The sequence below is a fragment of the Mesorhizobium sp. DCY119 genome (assembly GCF_003590645.1).
GTDB lineage: Bacteria > Pseudomonadota > Alphaproteobacteria > Rhizobiales > Rhizobiaceae > Mesorhizobium_M.
Genome location: NZ_CP031834.1, coordinates 4,195,881 through 4,215,984 on the forward strand (window position 1 = coordinate 4,195,881; position 20,104 = coordinate 4,215,984).

19 protein-coding genes are annotated in these 20,104 nt (G+C 62.8%); 10 read left to right on the forward strand and 9 right to left on the reverse strand.

The genetic code is table 11. The features are described 5' to 3' along the window. Nucleotide 1: 1 nt before the first annotated feature. From DZG07_RS20390 to DZG07_RS20405, 4 genes are all read right to left on the reverse strand, one after another. Nucleotides 2-301: a type II toxin-antitoxin system RelE/ParE family toxin gene (locus tag DZG07_RS20390; protein ID WP_119820228.1), complete on the reverse strand. Its 300-nt coding sequence runs from the start codon at nucleotides 299-301 to the stop codon at nucleotides 2-4. After that, nucleotides 301-558, reverse strand: a complete 258-nt coding sequence (locus tag DZG07_RS20395; RefSeq protein WP_119820231.1) for a type II toxin-antitoxin system ParD family antitoxin — start codon at nucleotides 556-558, stop codon at nucleotides 301-303. The genes DZG07_RS20390 and DZG07_RS20395 overlap by 1 nt, the downstream gene beginning before the upstream one ends. A 64-nt stretch (nucleotides 559-622) precedes the next feature. Beyond that, nucleotides 623-2,062, reverse strand: a complete 1,440-nt coding sequence (locus tag DZG07_RS20400) for an XRE family transcriptional regulator (RefSeq protein ID WP_119820235.1) — start codon at nucleotides 2,060-2,062, stop codon at nucleotides 623-625. Nucleotides 2,063-2,073: 11 nt separating this feature from the next. Next, on the reverse strand, nucleotides 2,074-2,364 hold the full coding sequence (locus DZG07_RS20405) for a hypothetical protein (RefSeq protein WP_119920292.1): 291 nt from the start codon (nucleotides 2,362-2,364) through the stop codon (nucleotides 2,074-2,076). Nucleotides 2,365-2,690: 326 nt separating this feature from the next. Between DZG07_RS20405 and aceA the strand changes: the two genes are divergently transcribed. The 6 genes from aceA to DZG07_RS20435 all read left to right on the forward strand — a co-directional run bounded on the left by aceA (nucleotide 2,691) and on the right by DZG07_RS20435 (nucleotide 8,762). Further along, complete coding sequence (gene aceA / locus DZG07_RS20410; RefSeq protein WP_119820240.1) at nucleotides 2,691-3,980, forward strand: isocitrate lyase; 1,290 nt, start codon at nucleotides 2,691-2,693, stop codon at nucleotides 3,978-3,980. Between the two features lie 51 nt (nucleotides 3,981-4,031). Then, the gene (locus DZG07_RS20415) at nucleotides 4,032-4,271 is read left to right on the forward strand and encodes a hypothetical protein (protein ID WP_091914306.1); all 240 of its coding nucleotides are present in this window, start codon (nucleotides 4,032-4,034) and stop codon (nucleotides 4,269-4,271) included. 252 nt (nucleotides 4,272-4,523) lie between these two features. Next, nucleotides 4,524-4,982, forward strand: coding sequence for a response regulator (locus DZG07_RS20420; RefSeq protein ID WP_245429536.1), 459 nt, complete (start codon nucleotides 4,524-4,526; stop codon nucleotides 4,980-4,982). A gap of 100 nt (nucleotides 4,983-5,082) precedes the next feature. Further along, nucleotides 5,083-6,516, forward strand: coding sequence for a glutamine synthetase family protein (locus DZG07_RS20425; RefSeq protein WP_091914304.1), 1,434 nt, complete (start codon nucleotides 5,083-5,085; stop codon nucleotides 6,514-6,516). A gap of 136 nt (nucleotides 6,517-6,652) precedes the next feature. Beyond that, nucleotides 6,653-7,939 carry an FAD-binding oxidoreductase gene (locus DZG07_RS20430; protein ID WP_119820243.1) on the forward strand — a complete coding sequence of 429 codons (1,287 nt, stop codon included), beginning with the start codon at nucleotides 6,653-6,655 and terminating at the stop codon, nucleotides 7,937-7,939. A 130-nt stretch (nucleotides 7,940-8,069) separates the two neighbouring features. Continuing rightward, a complete protein-coding gene (locus DZG07_RS20435; protein WP_162931677.1) occupies nucleotides 8,070-8,762 on the forward strand; it encodes an outer membrane protein in 693 nt (230 codons plus the stop codon). Nucleotides 8,763-9,823: 1,061 nt separating this feature from the next. Here the strand turns inward: DZG07_RS20435 and DZG07_RS20440 are convergent. From DZG07_RS20440 to DZG07_RS20450, 3 genes are all read right to left on the reverse strand, one after another. After that, entirely contained in the window at nucleotides 9,824-10,771 is a 948-nt protein-coding gene (locus DZG07_RS20440; RefSeq protein ID WP_245429537.1) for a cell wall hydrolase, read from the reverse strand. A gap of 203 nt (nucleotides 10,772-10,974) precedes the next feature. Then, a complete protein-coding gene (locus tag DZG07_RS20445) occupies nucleotides 10,975-11,724 on the reverse strand; it encodes an SDR family oxidoreductase (protein ID WP_119820249.1) in 750 nt (249 codons plus the stop codon). 16 nt (nucleotides 11,725-11,740) lie between these two features. Then, a complete protein-coding gene (locus DZG07_RS20450) occupies nucleotides 11,741-13,216 on the reverse strand; it encodes an aldehyde dehydrogenase family protein (protein ID WP_119820251.1) in 1,476 nt (491 codons plus the stop codon). 198 nt (nucleotides 13,217-13,414) lie between these two features. Here DZG07_RS20450 and zwf point away from each other — a divergent pair, with 198 nt between their 5' ends. From zwf to edd, 3 genes are all read left to right on the forward strand, one after another. Next, a complete protein-coding gene (gene zwf, locus DZG07_RS20455; protein WP_119820254.1) occupies nucleotides 13,415-14,884 on the forward strand; it encodes a glucose-6-phosphate dehydrogenase in 1,470 nt (489 codons plus the stop codon). A gap of 4 nt (nucleotides 14,885-14,888) precedes the next feature. Then, nucleotides 14,889-15,590 carry a 6-phosphogluconolactonase gene (pgl, locus tag DZG07_RS20460; protein ID WP_119820257.1) on the forward strand — a complete coding sequence of 234 codons (702 nt, stop codon included), beginning with the start codon at nucleotides 14,889-14,891 and terminating at the stop codon, nucleotides 15,588-15,590. Between the two features lie 127 nt (nucleotides 15,591-15,717). Continuing rightward, nucleotides 15,718-17,541, forward strand: coding sequence for a phosphogluconate dehydratase (gene edd, locus DZG07_RS20465; protein WP_119820260.1), 1,824 nt, complete (start codon nucleotides 15,718-15,720; stop codon nucleotides 17,539-17,541). A gap of 216 nt (nucleotides 17,542-17,757) precedes the next feature. Here edd and DZG07_RS20470 read toward each other — a convergent pair whose 3' ends face one another. Next, nucleotides 17,758-18,201 carry a MarR family transcriptional regulator gene (locus DZG07_RS20470; RefSeq protein WP_197716886.1) on the reverse strand — a complete coding sequence of 148 codons (444 nt, stop codon included), beginning with the start codon at nucleotides 18,199-18,201 and terminating at the stop codon, nucleotides 17,758-17,760. 79 nt (nucleotides 18,202-18,280) lie between these two features. Between DZG07_RS20470 and DZG07_RS20475 the strand changes: the two genes are divergently transcribed. Then, a complete protein-coding gene (locus DZG07_RS20475; protein ID WP_245429538.1) occupies nucleotides 18,281-19,081 on the forward strand; it encodes a glucose 1-dehydrogenase in 801 nt (266 codons plus the stop codon). A 3-nt stretch (nucleotides 19,082-19,084) separates the two neighbouring features. Here DZG07_RS20475 and DZG07_RS20480 read toward each other — a convergent pair whose 3' ends face one another. Next, on the reverse strand, nucleotides 19,085-20,047 hold the full coding sequence (locus tag DZG07_RS20480) for a GlxA family transcriptional regulator (RefSeq protein ID WP_091914284.1): 963 nt from the start codon (nucleotides 20,045-20,047) through the stop codon (nucleotides 19,085-19,087). Nucleotides 20,048-20,104 lie beyond the last annotated feature (57 nt).

The window sequence follows — 20,104 nt, forward strand, 5'->3', positions numbered from 1 at the left end:
ATCAGCCCCGCTCGTCAAGCAATTCCCGCCAAAGGCGATGTCCTTCCGACACCAGCAGGACATGAACGGCCCTGCCCGTCTTATCGACATCATAGGCGATGACGTAGTTGTCGAGCACCAGATAGCGGAAGGAACCATAGGCACGACCGCTATTGGGGAATGCTGCGAGTTGCTCAACGGCTCGCTTTTGCAGATCGTCGACGAAGGACAGCGCCCGATCTGGATTATCGGCGGCGATGAAATCTATGATGGAGAGAAAATCGTCTTCGGCTGCCCGGGAGAAATAGACCCGATAGGTCATCAGGCCGGCTTCGCCCCGGAGCCCTTACGAATACGCTGGCGCGCGCGTTCAAAAAACTCCGGCGTCGCCTCGGTCACCGCGCCTGCCGCCACGTCGGCACGAGCTTGGGCGATGCGGCTCTGCAAATCGCGTTCCGCCTTCTCGCGCAAATGGCCGCGCAGCGCCTCGCGAACAACCTCGCTGGCAGACGAATAGTGGCCGGAGCGCACTTGGGAGGAGACGTACTCCTCCAGTTCCTTGGTCAGCGAGATGTTCATGCCAAAAAGTTAGGATCGATAACAGGCTTTGTCAATTTTGGTTATTTCTGGCTACTTCTGGTTATCATTGAAAATCGAAGGCGCTCAAGCCGGTTACCATCTCGTCAAGGCCGAGCGGGCGGGTGACGGGGGGTTCGGCGCGTGAGAGGCAGCCGGTGCGTTCGCAGAGCCGGCAGGCGGGGCCGACGGGCGTAGCGGCGATCTGGCCTGCCTTGCCGCCCGAGGCACCGGGAAGTGCGGCGCCGTAGACGATCTCGTCCTTGAAGGCGATGTCGCAGCCAATGAGCAAGGCGGTGCGGCGCGGGCGCTCGTTGAAGGCGCCTTGCGGTCCTTCCAGCGTGCGGGCAACGCACAGGAACTCTGCGCCGTCCGGCATCTCCACTGCCTCGACGAAGATCTGCCCCGGCTGGGTGAAGGCCGCATGCACCGGCAGTTTCGGACAGCCGCCGCCGAAGCGGCTTTGCGGAAAGCCTTGCGCGCCGGCCTTGCGGAAGCGGTTGCCGGCATTGTCGACTTCGAGCATGAAGAACGGCACCGCCGAAGCGCCCTGCCTTTGCAGCATGGTCAGCCGGTTTGCCGCCTGCTCGAAGGAGACGCCGAAGCGGGAGCGCAGCACGTCGACATCATAGCGTGAGCGCTGCGCCGCCGACTGGAACGCCTGATAGGGCATCATCAGCGCGTGCGCCGCATAGCGGCCAAGCTCGAACCGGGCGAGACGCCGGGCCTCGTCAGATGACAGTTTCAGCGATTGGATCTCGGCGGCTACCGCCACCGACATGCGGATGAGGCAGGCTTCCATCGCCACCTCGCGCAGCTGGTCGAAGGGCGACAGGCGCTCAGAAATGAACAGGCGCTGCGAATGGCGATCGTAGCGGCGGCGCCAGTTGGGCATGGTGGCGACCGGCAGCACCTTCACCACGATGCCGTATTCGCGCCGGAGCCATGCCTTCAGCGCCCCGAACAGGTCGTCGCCGGGATCGAGAACGCCAGTAAACGCCTCCGCCTCCTCCTCGATCGACGCAAAATGGTTGGGCCGGCGCTCGAAGACCTCATGCACCTCGTCGATGGGCAGCCGTGCGCCGGACAGGGCCGTCGCCCTGCCCTCTCGCGCCAGCAACTCCGAAAGATCGGACAGGCGCTCGGCCTGTTCGCGATAGGCGCGGAACAGCTTTATCACCGCCGCTGCCGCATTCGGCGCGCCCTCGGCGATCTCGACCAGCTCCTGGTCGCCCGGCAGTTCGCCTGCAAGCAGCGGGTCGGAAAACACCTCCTTGAGTGACGCGATCGAGCCCCTCGCCTCGCCCTGAAGCTCTTCGGGCTCGACCTTGTAGACGGATGAGAGTTTTAGGATCAGCTGCACCGTCAGCGGGCGCTGGTTGCGCTCGATCAGGTTGAGATAAGATGGCGAGATGCCGAGCCCCTCGGCCATCGCCGTCTGGGTCAGGCCCTTGGCGTTGCGGATGCGGCGGATGCGCGGCCCGGCGAAGATTTTTTGCTCGGCCATGGGTGCCGTCCTCAGCCCGTCGGATAGGAAATGTAAGAGATCAACAGCAAAAGGAGGCCCAGCACGCTGATCGTGAGACCACGTCGCGCGAGGGGCGAAGGCGCGAAACGCAGAAAGAACATGGACAGCACAGCGAACGCTCCGAAACTTGCCACTGCCAGAATCGAGGAGAGCTCCAAGAGTTCAGGTCGCCGTAGTGAAACCGCCATGGTGACGACGATGACCAGGTTCACGAATGAGGCATGCAGCACCAGCAGCCAAAGTCCTGGGCTATTCGGGCTTATTCCATAGAGATCGCTCAATCCCTTTCGCCCGCTCGTAAACCAGACGAACGCAATCTGGCAAGCGATCGCGCCCCAAAAAGCCCACATCCACAAATCCCGCATCTAGCCCCCCGTATTGACATCGATTTACAAACGAAACGCACTCAATCAAGCGCAGTCTAAATTTACAAGATTTACAATTTTACAATGCCAACCTGTCAAACACAATACAGGTTTTCCCTATTTCCCGCACGGTTTTCCTGAATTAACTCGCTTATGTCGCACCGCAATGTAAATTCCGTAACACACAAGTGGCCGGCAGGTCGCTTTGTCCACGCCAGATCACAGACTGTTCGGAGAAGAATATGACCGATTTTTACAATCTCGTCCCATCCGCGCCGGAAGGCCGTTTCGAAGGCATCGAGCGGCCCTACACCGCCGAGACGGTCAAGAAGCTGCGCGGCTCCGTGCAGATCAAGCACAGCCTGGCCGAAATGGGCGCCAACCGCCTGTGGCAGTTGATCCATGAAGAAGGCTTCGTCAACGCGCTGGGTGCGCTCTCCGGCAACCAGGCGATGCAGATGGTGCGCGCCGGGCTGAAGGCGATCTATCTGTCGGGCTGGCAGGTCGCAGCCGACGCCAACACGGCGTCCGCCATGTATCCCGACCAGTCGCTCTACCCGGCCAATGCTGCGCCCGAGCTTGCCAAGCGCATCAACAAGACGCTGCAGCGCGCCGACCAGATCGAAACCTCGGAAGGCAAGGGCCTGTCGGTCGACACATGGTTCGCGCCGATCGTGGCCGATGCGGAAGCCGGCTTCGGCGGTCCGCTCAACGCTTTCGAGATCATGAAGGCCTTCATCGAGGCGGGCGCTGCAGGCGTCCACTATGAAGACCAGCTCGCTTCGGAAAAGAAGTGCGGCCATCTCGGCGGCAAGGTTCTGATTCCGACTGCAGCCCACATCCGCAACCTCAATGCGGCCCGCCTTGCCGCCGACGTGATGGGCACGCCGACGCTGGTGATCGCACGCACCGACGCGGAAGCCGCCAAGCTGCTGACGTCCGACATCGACGAGCGCGACCAGCCTTTCGTCGACTACGACGCCGGCCGCACGGTCGAAGGCTTCTACAACGTCAAGAACGGCATCGAGCCCTGCATTGCGCGCGCCGTTGCCTATGCCCCGCATTGCGACCTGATCTGGTGCGAGACCTCCAAGCCGGATCTGGCGCAGGCGAAGAAGTTTGCCGAGGGCGTGCGCAAGCATCACCCGAACAAGCTTCTCGCCTATAATTGCTCGCCTTCCTTCAACTGGAAGAAGCATCTGGACGATGCCACTATCGCCAAGTTCCAGCGCGAGCTGGGCGCCATGGGCTACAAGTTCCAGTTCATCACGCTGGCTGGGTTCCATCAGCTCAACCACGGCATGTTCGAGCTGGCGCGCGGCTACAAGGATCGCCAGATGGCGGCCTATTCGGAGTTGCAGGAAGCCGAGTTCGCTTCGGAAGCCAACGGCTACACCGCGACCAAGCACCAGCGCGAAGTCGGCACCGGCTATTTCGACGCGGTGTCGATGGCGATCACCGGCGGCCAGTCGTCGACCACGGCGATGAAGGAATCGACCGAGCACGACCAGTTCCGCCCGGCGGCAGAGTAACCAAAGCAGAGGAAGCGCCCGAAAGGCGACTACAGGCACGGGAGAAGACCAATGGCAACAAGAACACGCGTCAAGGAGCGGGCCGAGGAACAGTCTTCGGCCATGAATATGGATCAGCAGGCGGTTATCCGTATCGTCGCCAACGATCTGCACCGCCTCAACCAGTCGGTGATGAAGGCGGTGGAGGCCGGCGTCTCGGTCGAGCTCGTGCGCTCGGCACGCCATCATGGCGGTGACGGCAACTGGGGCGACCTGCTCATCCCGGTGATCGTCACCCAGGGCACCCGCTAACGATCGGCATCCGTCAGCCGACAAAACATTTCCAAGGCCGGCTCAATCACCCGCGCGGTTTCGCGCGGGTGATCTTTTTTTAATGCCATGGCCCTTGCTGCGCCTTTGGTCGCAAGCGCGGCGCAGCCAATCCCTTCACTTTTTGCTCACGCTCGCCACGCAATGGTTTTACGCTTGACATGAAGGTCGGGCGTGCGGTTAGTTGCATCATTCCTCAACCATAAATTGAGCTATCGGCGGGCGGGCTAGTGCATGATCAAGTCACGTAGCGACAGCAGCCGTCGCCCGGGCACCGGCCCGACTGACCAGAGTCCCGCTGTATTCACGGTCGATCTGAACAAGGTTCTGGTCGTCGGCAAATCGCAGATCAACCGCATCGTGGTTTCCAAGATCGTCGAGAGATCCGGGCTCAGGCCGATTTCGGAAGATCCGGAGACAGCACTCAGGACGCTGCAGACGATGGTGCCGGGCACGGTCGTGCTCGACGGCGGCGTCGACAATACTGACTGCCAGGCGCTGATGGGCCAACTGGTGACCCTGCGGCGCCTGTCGGGAACGGAAGCGCCCTGCGTGATCCTGCTCTCGACGCGGATCATGGATGCCGACGATCTGTCGGCGCTGACGGCGATCGATGCCGCCGTCGCCAAGCCGATCACGCCCGAACTGCTCCAGCCGGTGGTCGATCGGCTGCTGGACCGCTTGCGCGGTTAAGAACCGCGCGTGGCCCCACAAAAGGCCGCGAAAGCCCCCCTTTCCTTCCCTGATGGGGCGTGGCTATACTCGCAAATCCGAAATCAAATCCTGGTGATTGATGCCTGCCCCTAAAAAGGAAGCCCGCCCCTCCAAAGCCGGAGGGCGCGCGCGAACCCCCGCCTACGTAAAAAACCTTCGTGGCGTAAAGAACTGGAAGGAAGTCAGCGACTGGCTGGAATGGCGCGGCATCGAAGACATAGAATGCATCACCCCCGACCAGGCGGGCGTGGCGCGCGGCAAGATGATGCCGTCGAGCAAATTCACCTCGAACACTTCGCTGGCGCTGCCTTCGGCGCCCTTCATGATGACCATCTCGGGCGACTACCCCGAAGACGGCAACGGCTTCTCCTATCCGGAAGACGACGGCGACCTGAAGCTGATGCCCGATCTTTCGACGCTGACCGCCGTGCCGTGGGAGGAAGACCCGACGGCGCAGGTGATCTGCGATCTCGTCCATCAGGACGGGCGCGCAGTGGAGTTCACGCCGCGCAACGTGCTGAAGAAGGTCGTTGCCGCCTATGAGAGGAAGGGCCTGCGCCCGGTCGTCGCGCCGGAGATCGAATTCTATCTCGTCCGCAAGAACCCCGACCCGGATTACCCGCTGACCCCGCCCGTCGGACGCTCGGGCCGGCCGATCGGCGGCGGCGCCGGCTATTCGATCGCCGGCGTCAACGAGTTCGACGAGCTGATCGACGACATCTACCATTTCTCCGAAAACCAGGGCCTGGAAATCGACACGCTCATCCACGAAGAGGGTGCCGGCCAGCTCGAGATCAACCTGCGCCATGGCGATCCGATCGAGCTTGCCGACCAGGTGTTCCTGTTCAAGCGCACCATTCGTGAGGCGGCGCTCAAGCACGACACCTACGCCACCTTCATGGCCAAGCCGATCCAGGGCCAGCCCGGCTCGGCCATGCACATCCACCAGTCGATCGTCGATCGCAAGACCGGCAAGAACATCTTCTCGGCACCGGACGGTTCGGAGACCGACGCATTCTTCAACTTCATCGGCGGCATGCAGCGCCATGTACCGAACGCGCTGGTGATGTTTGCGCCTTACGTCAATTCCTATCGCCGGCTGACGCAGGCGGCGTCCGCGCCGGTCAACACCAAATGGGGCTACGACAACCGCACCACCGCCTTCCGCGTCCCACGTTCCGATCCGGGCGGGCGGCGTGTCGAAAACCGCATCCCCTCTTCGGATGCCAATCCCTATCTGGCGCTGGCAGGCTCGCTCGCCTGCGGGCTGATCGGCATGAACAAGGGCCTGAAACCCGACGCGCCGATCCTGACCACGGCCAATGAGGACGAGATCGACCTGCCGCGCGGCCTGCTGGAAGCGGTCGATCTGTTCGAGGCCGACGAGGACCTGCGGGCGATGCTAGGCGAATCCTTCGTCGCCACCTACGCCGCCATCAAGCGCGCCGAATTCGAAACCTTCATGGAAGTGATCAGCCCGTGGGAACGGGAGTATTTGTTGTTGAATGTGTGAGAGATGAGTGAATAGTGAATAGTGAATAGTGAATAGCAGGAAATCGGATGAAGACGGCATTGCAAGTTAACAGCGCATGCAGCGCAATTCTCTACTCGCTACTCACCACTCGCTACTCACTATTCACTACTCACTAATGACTCATCACTCCCCCATCTCCCCAGGCCATTCCTGGTACGAAGCGACGGCCGGCGAGCGGCCTGCCTATCCGGCGCTGGACGGCGATCGCAGTGCCGATGTTGTCATCATCGGCGGCGGCTTTACCGGGCTGTCGGCAGCAGCCCATCTGGCCAAGGCTGGCACGAATGTCGTGCTCATCGAGGCGCATCGCTTCGGCGATGGCGCGTCGGGGCGCAATGGCGGCCAGCTTGGCACCGGCCAGCGCGCCTGGGCCGAAGACCTCGAGGCCGAGCTCGGCCTTTCGCGCGCCAAGGCGCTGTTCGAACTCGCCGAGGAAGCCAAGGCACATCTGCTGGAGTTCTCGGCGGCCAACAATATCGAGATCGACTTTATGCCCGGCCAGTTGTCGGTGGCGCACAAGAAGCGCTATGTCGACGACTACAAGGCCCATGCCGAGATCATGGCGACGCGCTTCGGCTATGAGCACATCTCCTTCATGGACGAGAAGGAGACGGCGGAGCGGCTCGGCTCGACCGCCTATTTCGGCGGCACGCGCGACACCGGCACCGGCCATATTCATCCGCTGAAACTGGTCATCGGCACGGCGCGGGTCGCGGCGGCGGCAGGCGCGCAGCTTTTCGAAGAGACGCCATCAACCGGCATCGTCTCCGCCGGCGGCAAAGTGCGCGTGACGACGCCGACCGGCACGATAACCGCCGACAAATGCCTGATCGCGGTCAATGCCTATGGCGGCAACCTGGAACCGGTGAGTGCCGCCCATGTCATGCCGATCGGCTCCTTCATCGGCGCGACCGTGCCGCTGGGCACTGACAGCCCGGTCATTCCGGGCGGCGAGTCCGTCGACGATTCACGCTTCGTCGTGCGCTATTTCCGCAAATCCAGGGATGGCCGGCTGCTGTTCGGCGGGCGCGAGGTCTATGGCGTCGATGATCCCAAGGACATCCACATCCATATCCGCAAGCAGATCGCCGAGCTTTATCCGGCCTTGAAGGATGTCGAGATCACCCATGGCTGGGGCGGCTATGTCGGCATCACCGTGCCGCGAAAGCCCTATGTGCGCGAGGTCATGCCCAATGTCATTTTCGCCGGCGGCTATTCCGGCCATGGCGTCATGCTGTCCAACTTCGTCGGCAAGCTCTACGCCGAGACCATCGCCGGAAACCGCGACCGGCTGAAACTGTTCGAAGACCTGAAAATACCGCCTTTCCCCGGCGGACGGCGCTTCCGCGCGCCGCTGATGTTCCTCGCGCTGAACTGGTTCGCGCTGCGGGACAGGTTCTGACACCTCTCGTTTTAGTGATCAGGCCCCCGAGCACTGTTGCGCAGGTGTGACAGCCAAAGCGCCGGATTTGGGCTAAGGTCGCTTCATCACGTCGGGTGGCGTGGGGTATTCGCATGTGCAGGAGGCAGCCTTGACCAAAGGGTTTGCGCGCGCTGCGGTTCTCGCAGCACTTCTTTCCACCGGAACGGTGGCCTATGCCGCTGACGTCGTGGAGCCCGAAGCACCGGCTCCCATTGCCGAAACACCGATCTTCAGCTGGACCGGCGCCTATGTCGGTATCGTCGGCGGCTATAATTGGGGCAAGACCGACTGGACCTTCACGGACACCGGCGACAACAACGATTTCGACACCAATGGTGGCTCGGTCGGCGGCACGGTTGGCTACAACTATCAATTCCCCAACAATGTCGTGCTCGGCCTTGAAGGCGATCTCTCCTGGTCGGGCGCCGATGGCAGCGTAACCTGTCCGAACCCGACCTTCTCCTGCGACTCGGAAGTGAAATGGTATGGCACGGTGCGCCCACGCCTCGGCTATGCCTATGACCGCTTCCTGCCTTACATCACCGGCGGCGCGGCCTTCGGCAATGTCGAGCTGACAACCCATGACACGGCGACGGGCAACAGCGTCAGCGACGACCAGACGCGGTTCGGCTGGGCTGCCGGCGTCGGCCTCGAATATGCCTTCACCGACCAGTTCACCGCCAAGCTCGAATACCTGCATATCGATCTCGGCAAGGACGACTACTCGCTGGATGGCGGCACGCCTGTCGAAGCCAAATGGAAGTCCGACGGCATCCGTCTCGGCTTCAACTACAAGTTCTAACGAACCGTCTCATTGGCTGAACTCCCCCGGCGCTCGCGCCGGGGTTTCTTTTTGCGCGGGCTCGTGCGGCATGCGGGAAGGTGGCTAGGGTCTTGGTGCGAGGGGCGACTAGCCGTGAAGTCGTCATTCTGGACGCTGCCATTCAATGTCGACGACTGGCGAAGGCAGTCCTGACGTCGTCATCCCGAAAACCGGAGCGAAGCGAAGGTTATCCCGGACCCATTGGCCGCAGCATCGTCAGGCGCGGCCCGGTCCTGAGGTTGACGCGCGTTCTGCACCGCCGAAGTTCCCCACCGTTCAGGCATGGATTCCCGACACTCTCCGCTCGTTCCTCGCTCACGAGGTCGAGAATGACGAATTGCATTTAGGCTTGCCGCCAATCTCAGGCGTTGGCGGTTTGGCGTTGGCCGTTTGGTGCTGGCGGTTTGGCGTTGGCGGCTTGGCGTTGACGGTTTGCGAAGGCGGCAAATAACAAGCTCGTCATCCCAGGCGAAGCACGAGCGAAGCGAAGGGCGAAGACCCGGGGATCCATGCCGGAACCTCGGTGAAATGTACCGCGGTGCAGAACCGCCAAAGCTGAAGCTTGCTAACTGTGGGAAAGATTTCCATCCGATTTCCCAGCAACCCATTGTTTCCGCTCACACCACACTTTCTCACGCCCGATTTTTCCACACCCTTCGAGCATCTTTCATAATCCAGCCAGTTCCTCCCATGGGAACATCGGTCGCGACGGTGATCTGTGGGGAGGAACCGGCGCTTCCGGTGATGGGCTAACGTGGCTCATCATCCGGGGAGGTTCCGTCCAAGGGTTCCCCTGCGGGTAATACGGCCCGCGCGTGCTGGACGAGCACATAGGTTTCGCAAACCGAAAGGTTTGCGAAGAGCAGCGGAACGGACGGGAACAGAAATCGCCGGCGGGGCGCGGAAGTCGCGCCACGTACTAAACATTAGGAAGGCACGGCCATGCGCCCCGCTTCCCACCCTCGTAGAGGGAGTTCTTTGACAATGGCCAGATGCGAAAGCAGGCGTGGCGACGATAAAGTGCGCCGCCGCGCCACCTCTTACTCCACCGCCGGCATCGGCCGCGTCTGGGAGGCGATCATGGCGCCGATGGCGTCGACCGCTTTTGGATTGGCCTCATAAGACATGGCGGTCTGCGCCAGGTCAGACGGCTGCGGCGCCTCGGACGGCAGGGACGGCGTGGCTTCCGCCATCTGTGGCGCAGAGGCTTCGGGCTTCGTGTCCTGCACAAGAATCCGAGGCCCCTTGCCTGTGGTGCCTGGCTGCATCGCTACCGGTCCGGCGTCGTCGGACCGGCCATTTCGGGCAACAAGCCGTGCGCCCTTTGCAGAGGTGGATGCGCGCGTCTCGACCGGTGCGGAATCCTGCGAACGGGCGCTTTGCGCAACGACACGCGGTCCGTTTTCGGTCATGGCAATCTTCGTTTCGACGGGAGCGGTTGCCTGCGCCGTCGTCTCCTGCACGCCGGGAAGCGGGCTGGCTTCTGCGACCTGGGTCTCTTCGACCGCCGGCTTTGCGCGGCGCCGGCTGCGCTTTTCGTAAAACTCGTTGCCGCCGGCTTCCAGCACGTAGTGCATGTTCTTGTAGGGGAAGCGCAGGCCGGCGGTGTGGAAGAACATGGCGCTCTGCACCTTCGGATGGCGCTCGCCCTTCAGCACGGAATCGGCTGCATCGACCACATCGGGGAGCGCCTTGGAGTCCATCCGGCGCGACAGCACGCCGGGCGCGAACTGGCCCTTCTGGCCAACGACCTGACAGACGGTGTTACCGTATTCGCCGGATTGCAGGCGGTTCATCACCACCGTGCCGACGGCGACAAGCCCCGACCGGCTCGAGCGGTTGGATTCGAAGAACATTGCGCGGGCGAGACATTCCTTGTCCTTGGCCGTGTAGGCATAGGACGTTTTGGACGATGTCTTGCCGAGGGACGCGGTCTTGAGGCCATCCGACAGACCGCCAGCGCCTTGCGTGGTACAACCAGCAAGCACGCAACCGGACACGACGGTGCCGAACGCAAGAAACGTCCTCCACCTTGGGAGATTTAGCAAGCGGGCCCCTTACTCCTTAGTCGTCCCCAGCCCAGAATCGAGATTGTGCATTTTTCAGGCTAAAAGATGGCGAAAGCCTTAACCATGTCAGCTTTCGCTTTTTTCACGCACCGGAGAGCTCGGCAAAGAAGCAGGATCGCCGGCTAGATGCAGCGGCCGCCGTCCACCTCCAGCGCCACGCCGGTGATGAACTTCGCTTCGTCGGACGCCAGCCAGAGAGCCGCATTGGCGATATCGAGCGGCGTCGACAGGCGGCCGAGCGGGATCGAGGCGCGGAACTTGGCGCGAAGCTCGGGCGTGTCCTCGCCCATGAACTGCGCCAGCATTCCCGTTTCGCCGGCCACAGGGCAAAGGCAGTTCACGCGGATGTTCTTCGGCGCGAGTTCCACCGCCATCGACTTGGTCGCGGTGATCGCCCAGCCCTTGGAGGCGTTGTACCAGGTCAGGCCGGGACGCGGGCGCAGGCCGGCGGTGGAGGCGGTGGTGATGATGGAGCCGCCACCTTGCGCGTCCATGATCGGCACGACGGCGCGGGCGGCGTGGTAGATCGCCTTCATGTTGACGGCGGTGATCAGGTCGAAAACATCCTCCTCGACCGCCACGAGATCACCGTTGCGATGGGTGTAGCCGGCATTGTTGACCATGATGTCGATGCGGCCGAACGTCTTCATGGTCGCGGCGACCAGTTCGTCGAACTCGGATTTCTGCGACACGTCGGTCTGCACGAAGATCGCCTGGTGCCCGATCTCGGCAGCAACGCGCTCGGCGCCCTTCACATTGAGGTCGGCGACGACGATTTTTGCGCCTTCCTCAGCAAAGCGCTTGGCCATGCCCTCGCCGAAGCCCGCTGCTGCACCGGTGATAATCGCGACCTTGTTCTTCAGACGTTGCATGGTGTTCCTGGTTCTCCTACCCGTGATTAAAAACCACCGTCTTTGTGGCCGACATATCGTAAAGCGCCTCGAAACCTTTCTCGCGGCCATGGCCGGATTTCTTGAAGCCGCCGAAGGGCAGTTCGATGCCGCCGCCCGCGCCATAACCGTTGACGAAAACCTGGCCGGCGCGCACGCGCTTAGCGACGCGATGCTGGCGCGCGCCGTCCTTCGTCCAGACGCCGGCGACGAGGCCGAAATCGGTGCCGTTGGCGAGACGGATGGCTTCTTCCTCGCCCTCGAATGGAAACAGCGTCAGCACCGGCCCGAACACTTCGTTCTGGGCGATCGCCGCTGCCGGATCAACCGAACCGAACAGGACCGGTGCCTGATAATAGCCCTCTGCGGGCGCGTCAGGATGGATCGAGCCGCGCGCCAGGATCGAAATGCCGGCCTCTTGCGCCGCCGCGATCATGCCGGCCACCTGGCTCTTCTGCTTGGGATTGATGAGCGCGCCGAGATCGAGATCGGCATCATGCGGACCGGCGACGAGCTTGGAGAATCGTTCAGCAAGGCCGGAGGCAATGCGGTCGTAGACCGGCTTTTCGATCAGCACGCGGCTGCCCGCAGAGCAGGTCTGGCCGCCATTCTGGATGATCGCGTTGACCAGAACGGGCAGTGCCGCCTCGATATCGGCATCGGCAAACACGATCTGCGGCGACTTGCCGCCAAGCTCCATGGTGACGCCGCGATTGTTGATTGCCGCCGCCTGCTGGATCGCGGTGCCGGTCATTGGTGAGCCGGTGAAGGTGACGTAATCGACCAGCGGATGCGCCGAAAGGGCTGCCCCGGCGTCGCGGCCGTAGCCGGTGACAACGTTGAACACGCCGGCTGGAATACCAGCCTCCAGCGCCAGTTCGGCAATGCGGATCGTGGTCAGCGAGGCGTCTTCCGCGGGCTTGACCACCAGCGTGTTGCCCATGGCAAGGGCAGCACCCGCAACGCGGGCAAGGATCTGCAGCGGATAGTTCCAGGGGATGATGCCGGCGACCACGCCATGCGGCTCGCGCAGGGTCAGCGCCGTGTAGCCCTCCAGAAACGGGATGGTGTCGCCATGGATCTTGTCGGCAGCACCGCCGTAGAACTCGTAATAGCGCATGGCGCCGTTCACATCCGCCCTGCCCTGCCGGATCGGCTTGCCGGTGTCGCGCGATTCGAGTGCGGCGAGCTCGGTGCCGTTTTTTTCGATGAGCTGAAACAGCCGGGTCAGGCAGCGTCCGCGCTCGACAGCCGGCATGCGGCTCCATGGCCCTTCATCGAAGGCGCGGCGGGCGGACTGCACGGCGCGGTCGACATCTGCGGCACCGGCAGCGGGAATTGAGGCGAAAACCTTGCCGTCCGAGGGGCACCGCACGTCGATCCGTTCGCCCGACAAAGCATCGACCTGCTTGCCGTCGACGATCTGCATGAAGGCGCGGCCTTCCGCCACGGTTCTGGAAAGATGCGTTCCCATCGCAATTCTCCTTTGGAAATCGTCACGCTCAAGTCTTATGTTGCGTTTGCGAACAGACCGGAGTGACTATTGCCTGCGCAGAAACGCCCCGGTTGGACCAGTGTCAAGGTTGAAGCTGTGACAGTCTGACACTGGTAATTTTAAATCGATTAGATTAATAGACGGCGGACTCACCGCCGTCGTGAACACGGAACTGCAATGACTAGCCAGATCATCCCCGTCGAAGCCTTCGACCTTGTCGTTTTCGGAGGCACGGGCGACCTTGCCGAGCGCAAGCTTTTGCCGGCGCTCTACCAGCGCCAGCGCGCCGGGCAATTCTCCGAACCGACGCGCATCATCGGCGCTTCCCGCACGACGATGACCGACGACGAGTATCGCGCATTCGCGAGCAAGGCGATTTCCGAGCACGTAAAGGCGGAGGAAATCGACCCCGCCCAGCTCGAAAGCTTTATTGCGCGCCTCAACTATGTGGCCGTCGATGCGAAGACGGGTGAAGGTTTTGCCGATCTCAAGAACGTGGTCGGTGACAGCAAGAACGTGCTGGTCTTCTATCTGGCGGTCGCGCCGGCCCTGTTCGGCGACATCTCGACCCATTTGAAGGCCAACGACTTGGTTACGCCGACTGCGCGCATCGTCATGGAAAAGCCGATCGGCCGCGATCTGGCATCGGCGCGCGAACTGAACGACCAGATCGGCAAGGTCTTCTCCGAACAGCAGATTTTCCGCATCGACCACTATCTCGGCAAGGAAACGGTGCAGAACCTGATGGCGCTGCGCTTTGCCAATGCGCTTTACGAGCCGCTGTGGAATTCGGCCCATATCGACCATGTCCAGATCACCGTGGCCGAGACGGTCGGCCTCGAGGACCGCATCACCTATTACGACAAGGCCGGCGCGCTGCGCGACATGGTGCAGAACCACATGCTGCAGCTTCTGTGCCTTGTCGCCATGGAAGCGCCCGCCTCGATGGAAGCGGACGCAGTGCGCGATGAGAAGTTGAAGGTGCTGCGCTCGCTGAAGCGCATCAACGGGCAGGAAGCGCCGAAATCGACCGTGCGCGGGCAGTATCGCGCCGGCGCATCGGCCACCGGCCCGGTGAAGGGCTATGTCGAGGAACTCGGCAACGGCGAAAGCGACACCGAAACCTTCGTCGCCATCAAGGCCGAGATCGCCAATTGGCGCTGGGCCGGCGTGCCGTTCTACCTGCGCACCGGCAAGCGGCTTGCCTCGCGCGTTTCCGAAATCGTCATCGAGTTCAAGCCGATCCCGCATTCGATCTTCGAGGAAAGTGCGGGCAATGTCATCGCCAATCAGCTGGTGATACGTCTGCAGCCCGACGACGGCGTCAAGCAGTGGATCATGATCAAGGATCCGGGTCCGGGCGGCATGCGCCTGCGCAACGTTGCGCTCGACATGAGCTTCGCCGAGAGCTTCCAGGAGCGCAACCCGGACGCCTATGAACGCCTGCTGATGGACGTCATCCGCGGCAACCAGACGCTGTTCATGCGCCGCGACGAAGTCGAGGCGGCGTGGAAGTGGATCGACCCGATCCAGGGCGCCTGGGCCGACAGCCATCAGGAAACGCAGGGCTACACCTCGGGCACCTGGGGTCCGTCTGCCTCGATCGCGCTGATCGAGCGCGATGGCCGCACCTGGCACGAGAGCTGAGCGCATGGACGCGGCCACCCGCAACTGGCACGAATTCGCCTCGTCCGAGACACTGGCGCTGGCGCTTTCCGGCGCCGTCGCCAAGGTTCTGAGTGATGCGATTGCGGCTAACGGAAAGGCGACACTCGCCGTTTCCGGCGGCACCACGCCCGGCCTGTTCTTCCGCACGCTTTCGCGCGAAAAGCTCGACTGGGCCAAGGTGACGGTTACGCTGATAGACGAGCGTTTCGTGCCGGCGGATTCGCCGCGCTCGAATGCCGGACTGGTGGCCGCGAACCTACTCCAGAACGAAGCGGCAGCGGCAAATTTCGTCGGCCTCTATTCCGAGGCCGGTAACGTCCAGAGCGCGGCACAGCGCGCCAATGATTCCATCGCCCGCAGTGCGCTGCCTCTTGATGCCGCGATCCTCGGCATGGGCGGCGACGGTCACACGGCCTCGTTCTTTCCCGATGCCGGCAATCTGACCGCGCTGCTCGACCCGGCCTCGAAGTCGAACGTGCTGCCGGTTCATGCGGCGAGTGGCATCGAGCCACGCCTGACGCTGTCCCTGCCGCGCATTGCCGAGGCCGGCTTCATTGCCCTGCACATCGAAGGGGCCGAGAAGCGCCGCGTGCTGGAAGCAGCCCTTGGGACTGAAGAGCATCTGCCCGTGCGCGCAGTGTTCGATCATGCCCGCACGCCCGTCCAGGTGTTCTGGGCGCCGTAATATTTCTGCATGCCGAGCCGGAGAACGCTCCTCCACGTTTTCTGCGGCATGTTCCAGACCATGATCCCGAAGACGGGAGCCGGTTTCGAAAAGGTCATGGTCAAACAACAAGGTAGGACCGAGAGCCATGACCGCGAGAAGCGATATCGAAGCCATCACCAACCGCATCCGCGAGCGGTCCAGAGGCTCGCGAGAGATTTATCTCGGGCGCATCACGGAGGCCTCCAGCCGCTCGGCCAACCGCGCTGTGCTCTCCTGCGGCAACCTCGCCCACGGCTTTGCCGTGTGCAGCCCGTCGGAAAAAATCGCGCTCGGCGGCGACAAGGTGCCCAATCTCGGCATCATCACTTCCTATAACGACATGCTGTCGGCGCATCAGCCCTTCGAGACCTTTCCGCAAATGATCAAGCAGGCGGCCCGCGAAGTGGGCGGCATCGCGCAGGTGGCGGGCGGCGTGCCGGCCATGTGCGATGGCGTGACCCAGGGTCAGCCGGGCATGGAGCTTTCGCTGTTTTCGCGCGATGTGATCGCCATGGCGGCGGCCGTGGGCCTCAGCCACAACATGTTCGATGCCGCCGTGTTCCTCGGCGTCTGCGACAAGATCGTGCCGGGGCTGCTGATCGGGGCCCTGACCTTCGGCCATCTGCCTGCGGTGTTCATTCCCGCCGGGCCGATGACGTCGGGCCTGCCGAACGACGAGAAGGCCAAGGTGCGGCAGCTCTATGCCGAGGGCAAGGTCGGCCGCGCCGAACTGCTTGAGGCGGAGTCGAAGTCCTATCACGGCCCCGGCACCTGCACCTTCTACGGCACAGCCAATTCCAACCAGATGCTGATGGAGATCATGGGCCTGCACACGCCGGGCGCCTCCTTCGTCAATCCGGGCACGCCGTTGCGCGATGCGCTGACCAGGGAAGCCGCCAAACGGGCGCTGGCGATCACCGCGCTCGGCAATGCCTACACGCCGGTCGGGCGGATGATCGACGAGCGTTCGATCGTCAATGGCGTCGTCGGCCTGCACGCCACCGGCGGCTCGACCAACCACACGATCCATCTGCTCGCGATGGCGGCGGCGGCGGGCATCAAGCTGACCTGGCAGGACATTTCCGATCTCTCCGACGCGACCCCGCTTCTGGCCCGCGTCTATCCGAACGGCCTCTCCGACGTGAACCATTTCCACGCCGCCGGCGGGCTCGGTTTCCTGATCCGCGAACTGCTCGACGCCGGCCTGCTGCATGAGGACGTGCAGACCGTGTGGGGCGAAGGCCTGCGCCCTTATGCGGTCGAAGCCAAGCTCGGCGCAGACGGCAACGTCACCCGCGAAGCCGCGCCCAAGCTCAGCGGCGACGAAAAGGTATTGGCGCCCTTCGCCAAGGCATTTCAATCAAATGGCGGCCTGAAGATGCTGTCGGGCAATATCGGCCACGCCGTCATCAAGACGTCTGCCGTCAAGCCGGAACGCCGCCTGATCGAGGCACCCGCCGTGGTACTCGACAGCCAGCAGGCGCTGAATGACGCCTTCAAGGCAGGCGAACTCGACCGCGATTTCGTCGCCGTCATCCGCTTCCAGGGGCCCCGCGCCAACGGCATGCCGGAACTGCACAAGCTGACGACCATTCTGGGCATCCTGCAGGATCGTGGCCACAAGGTAGCCCTTGTCACCGACGGCCGTATGTCGGGCGCATCCGGCAAGGTGCCGGCGGCGATCCACGTGACGCCGGAGGCGCTGGAAGGCGGGCCGATCGGCAAGATCTGCGACGGCGACATCGTGCGGCTTGATGCTGACAACGGCACGCTGGAAGTGTTCGTATCCGAGGCAGAGCTTAAGGCGCGCAAGGTGCCGCTGATCGACCTTACCGGGAACGAGTACGGCTTTGGGCGCGAGCTGTTTGCCGGCTTCCGCCAGATGGCCGGCCGTGCCGACCAGGGCGCGAGCGCTTTCGGGATGGCTTGAGGCGGGCGGCCTGTTTCTCGTTGAGGGCAGGCACTTGCGGAGGGACCCCCACCCCTAGCCCCTCCCCGGGACGATTTCATCACCTCTTCGACCAAAAACGTTGAAGATTGGCCTAGGCAGCAGCTCAACAAAATCCCCCTCCCCCTTGTGGGGAGGGGCTAGGGGTGGGGGTCCCTCCGCAAGTGCCTGCCTCCTTAGAGGAGCGTCGAGCTCTACTTATTTACCCGCGCGAACGCTATGCAACGCCTCCGCATAAGCAGTCAGCCCCGCCACGACGAGGTGGCGCTGGTCCTGCGAAAGATGCCGGAAGGCCGCAGCGACCTGATTTTGCCCAAAGCTGTCGATCGCCGCGAGCGTCGCCTTTCCGCGCGTCGTCAGCGTCAGGAGTTTTGAGCGGGCATCGCCGGGGCTTGTCCGCTCCTCGATTTCGCCGGTATCGATCAGCTTGCGCAGCATCCGGCTGACGCTCGATTTTTCGAGGTTGAGGATTTCGCTGAGCATGCCGGCAGTCATCGCCTCGTTGCCGCCAATCTCGATCAGCGCGTGAACGGCGGAAATCGGCAGGCCGCTTGAGGCAAGAGTGGGCCGCATGAAGCCCAGTTCGCGCACGAGCTTGCGCGAGGAATCGCGGACCTTTTCGATCTCTTCGTTTTCCAGCATTTCATGATCCTCTTGTTTATAATTAGTTGTATGATACAACTTTCATGAATTCAATCCGAATTGCGTGGAACGGGCAGACATGTCGGCAGAACCCTTGAACCTAAACGAGCAAGCAGCACATGCCCGGATGGCCGGTCGCGTCTGCCTTATCACCGGCGGCGGCAGCGGCATCGGACAGGCGACAGCGCTCAAGATGGCTGCCGAAGGAGCGGCGGCAGTAGTCATCGCCGGACGCCGCGCCGAGGAAGGCGAAGCCGTGGCCGAAGCCTGCCGCGCCGCCGGAGCGAAAAGCCTGTTCGTTCGCACGGATGTGACCAATGACGAGGAAGTCGAGCATCTGGTGCGGGCGACAGTCGAGCGGTTCGGGCGGCTGGATGTCGCCTTCAACAATGCCGGCTATCAGGAACGGCCTGGGCCGCTGGAGACGCAGAGCACCGAGACATTCGATGCGGTGTTCGACACCAATGTGCGGTCGGTGTTCGTGTGCCTGAAACAGCAGCTGGCGGTGATGCTGCCGCAGGGCAGCGGGCGCATCGTCATCAACACCTCCGTCAGCGGTGTGCGCAATCCCAACCCCGGCTTCGCGCTCTACTCGGCCTCGAAGGCCGCGGTGATCTCGCTGATGCGCTCCGCCGCGATGACTTATGCATCGCGCGGCGTGCGCATCAACGCCGTCGCGCCCGGCCGGGTGGTGACCGACATGATGAAGCTGGCGGCGTCCGGCGTCGGAGGATTGGAGGCGGTGGCGGCTGGGCTGCCGCTGCGGCGCATGGGCGAGCCCGAGGAAGTGGCGGAAGCCGTGGTATGGCTTGCATCCGACCAGTCGGCCTTTGTCGTCGGACATGTGCTGGCGGCAGACGGCGGCTTCCTCGCCGCTTGAGCCTCAATAGGTCGTGCGGCGCTCTTCGCTGGGCGGGCGGCCGAATTGCAGGCGGTAGCTCTGGGCGAAATAGGAATGCGAGGTGAAGCCGGTCGCGATCGCCACGTCGAGGATCGGCATGTTGGTCTGGCGCAAAAGTTCGCGCGCGCGCTCCAGCCGCAGGCGCATGTAGTAGCGGCCCGGCGTGACGGTGAGATGGCGCAAAAACAGCCGCTCTACCTGCCGCACCGACAGCCCCGCCGATTTCGCCAGTTGCACGGCAGAAAACGGCTCGTCGAGATTGTCGGCCATCAGTTCGACTATCTTGCGCAGCTTTTCCGATTTGCCGGTGAGGTCGCGCTCCGGCCCGACGCGCTGGCGATCTCCGGCAGAGCGGATGCGCTCATGCTGGAACTGGTTGGCGACGCCATTGGCGATGTTTGAGCCGAAATCGGTGCGCACGATCTCCAGCATCAGGTCGATCGAGGTGGTGCCACCGGCGCAGGTATAGCGCTTGCGGTCGATCTCGAAGACGTTGCCTGTGCAGTTGATGTCGGGAAAACGCTCCATGAAGCCGGCACGGTTTTCCCAATGGATGGTGCAGCGATGGCCCTCGAGCTGGCCGGCCTCTGCCAGCAGGTATGAGCCGACAGAGAGCGCGCCCAGCGTGCCGCCCCGGCGGCCCCAGTTGCGCAACGCGCCGAGCACCTTGCTCTTGCCGGGGAATTCCGTGGTCAGGCCGACGCAGACGAACAATATGTCGACTGGTGGCACGTCGGCGACGCTGTAATCGACCTTCAACGGCAGGCCGTTCGAGGCAATGACGGAATCGCCGTCGGCGGAGACCGTCGTCCAGCCGTAATAATCCTGGCCGAGCAGACGGTTCGCCGAACGAACCGTGTCGATCGCGGCTGCCAGGGAAAACATCGAGAACTTGTCGACCAGCAGGAAAGCGAACTGCCGGCCGCCTTGAACCAAATCGGCCATGGGCGGCATATCTACCGGAACGGGAAGCTTCGGCAAAGATGCCACCTGCGTTTGGGC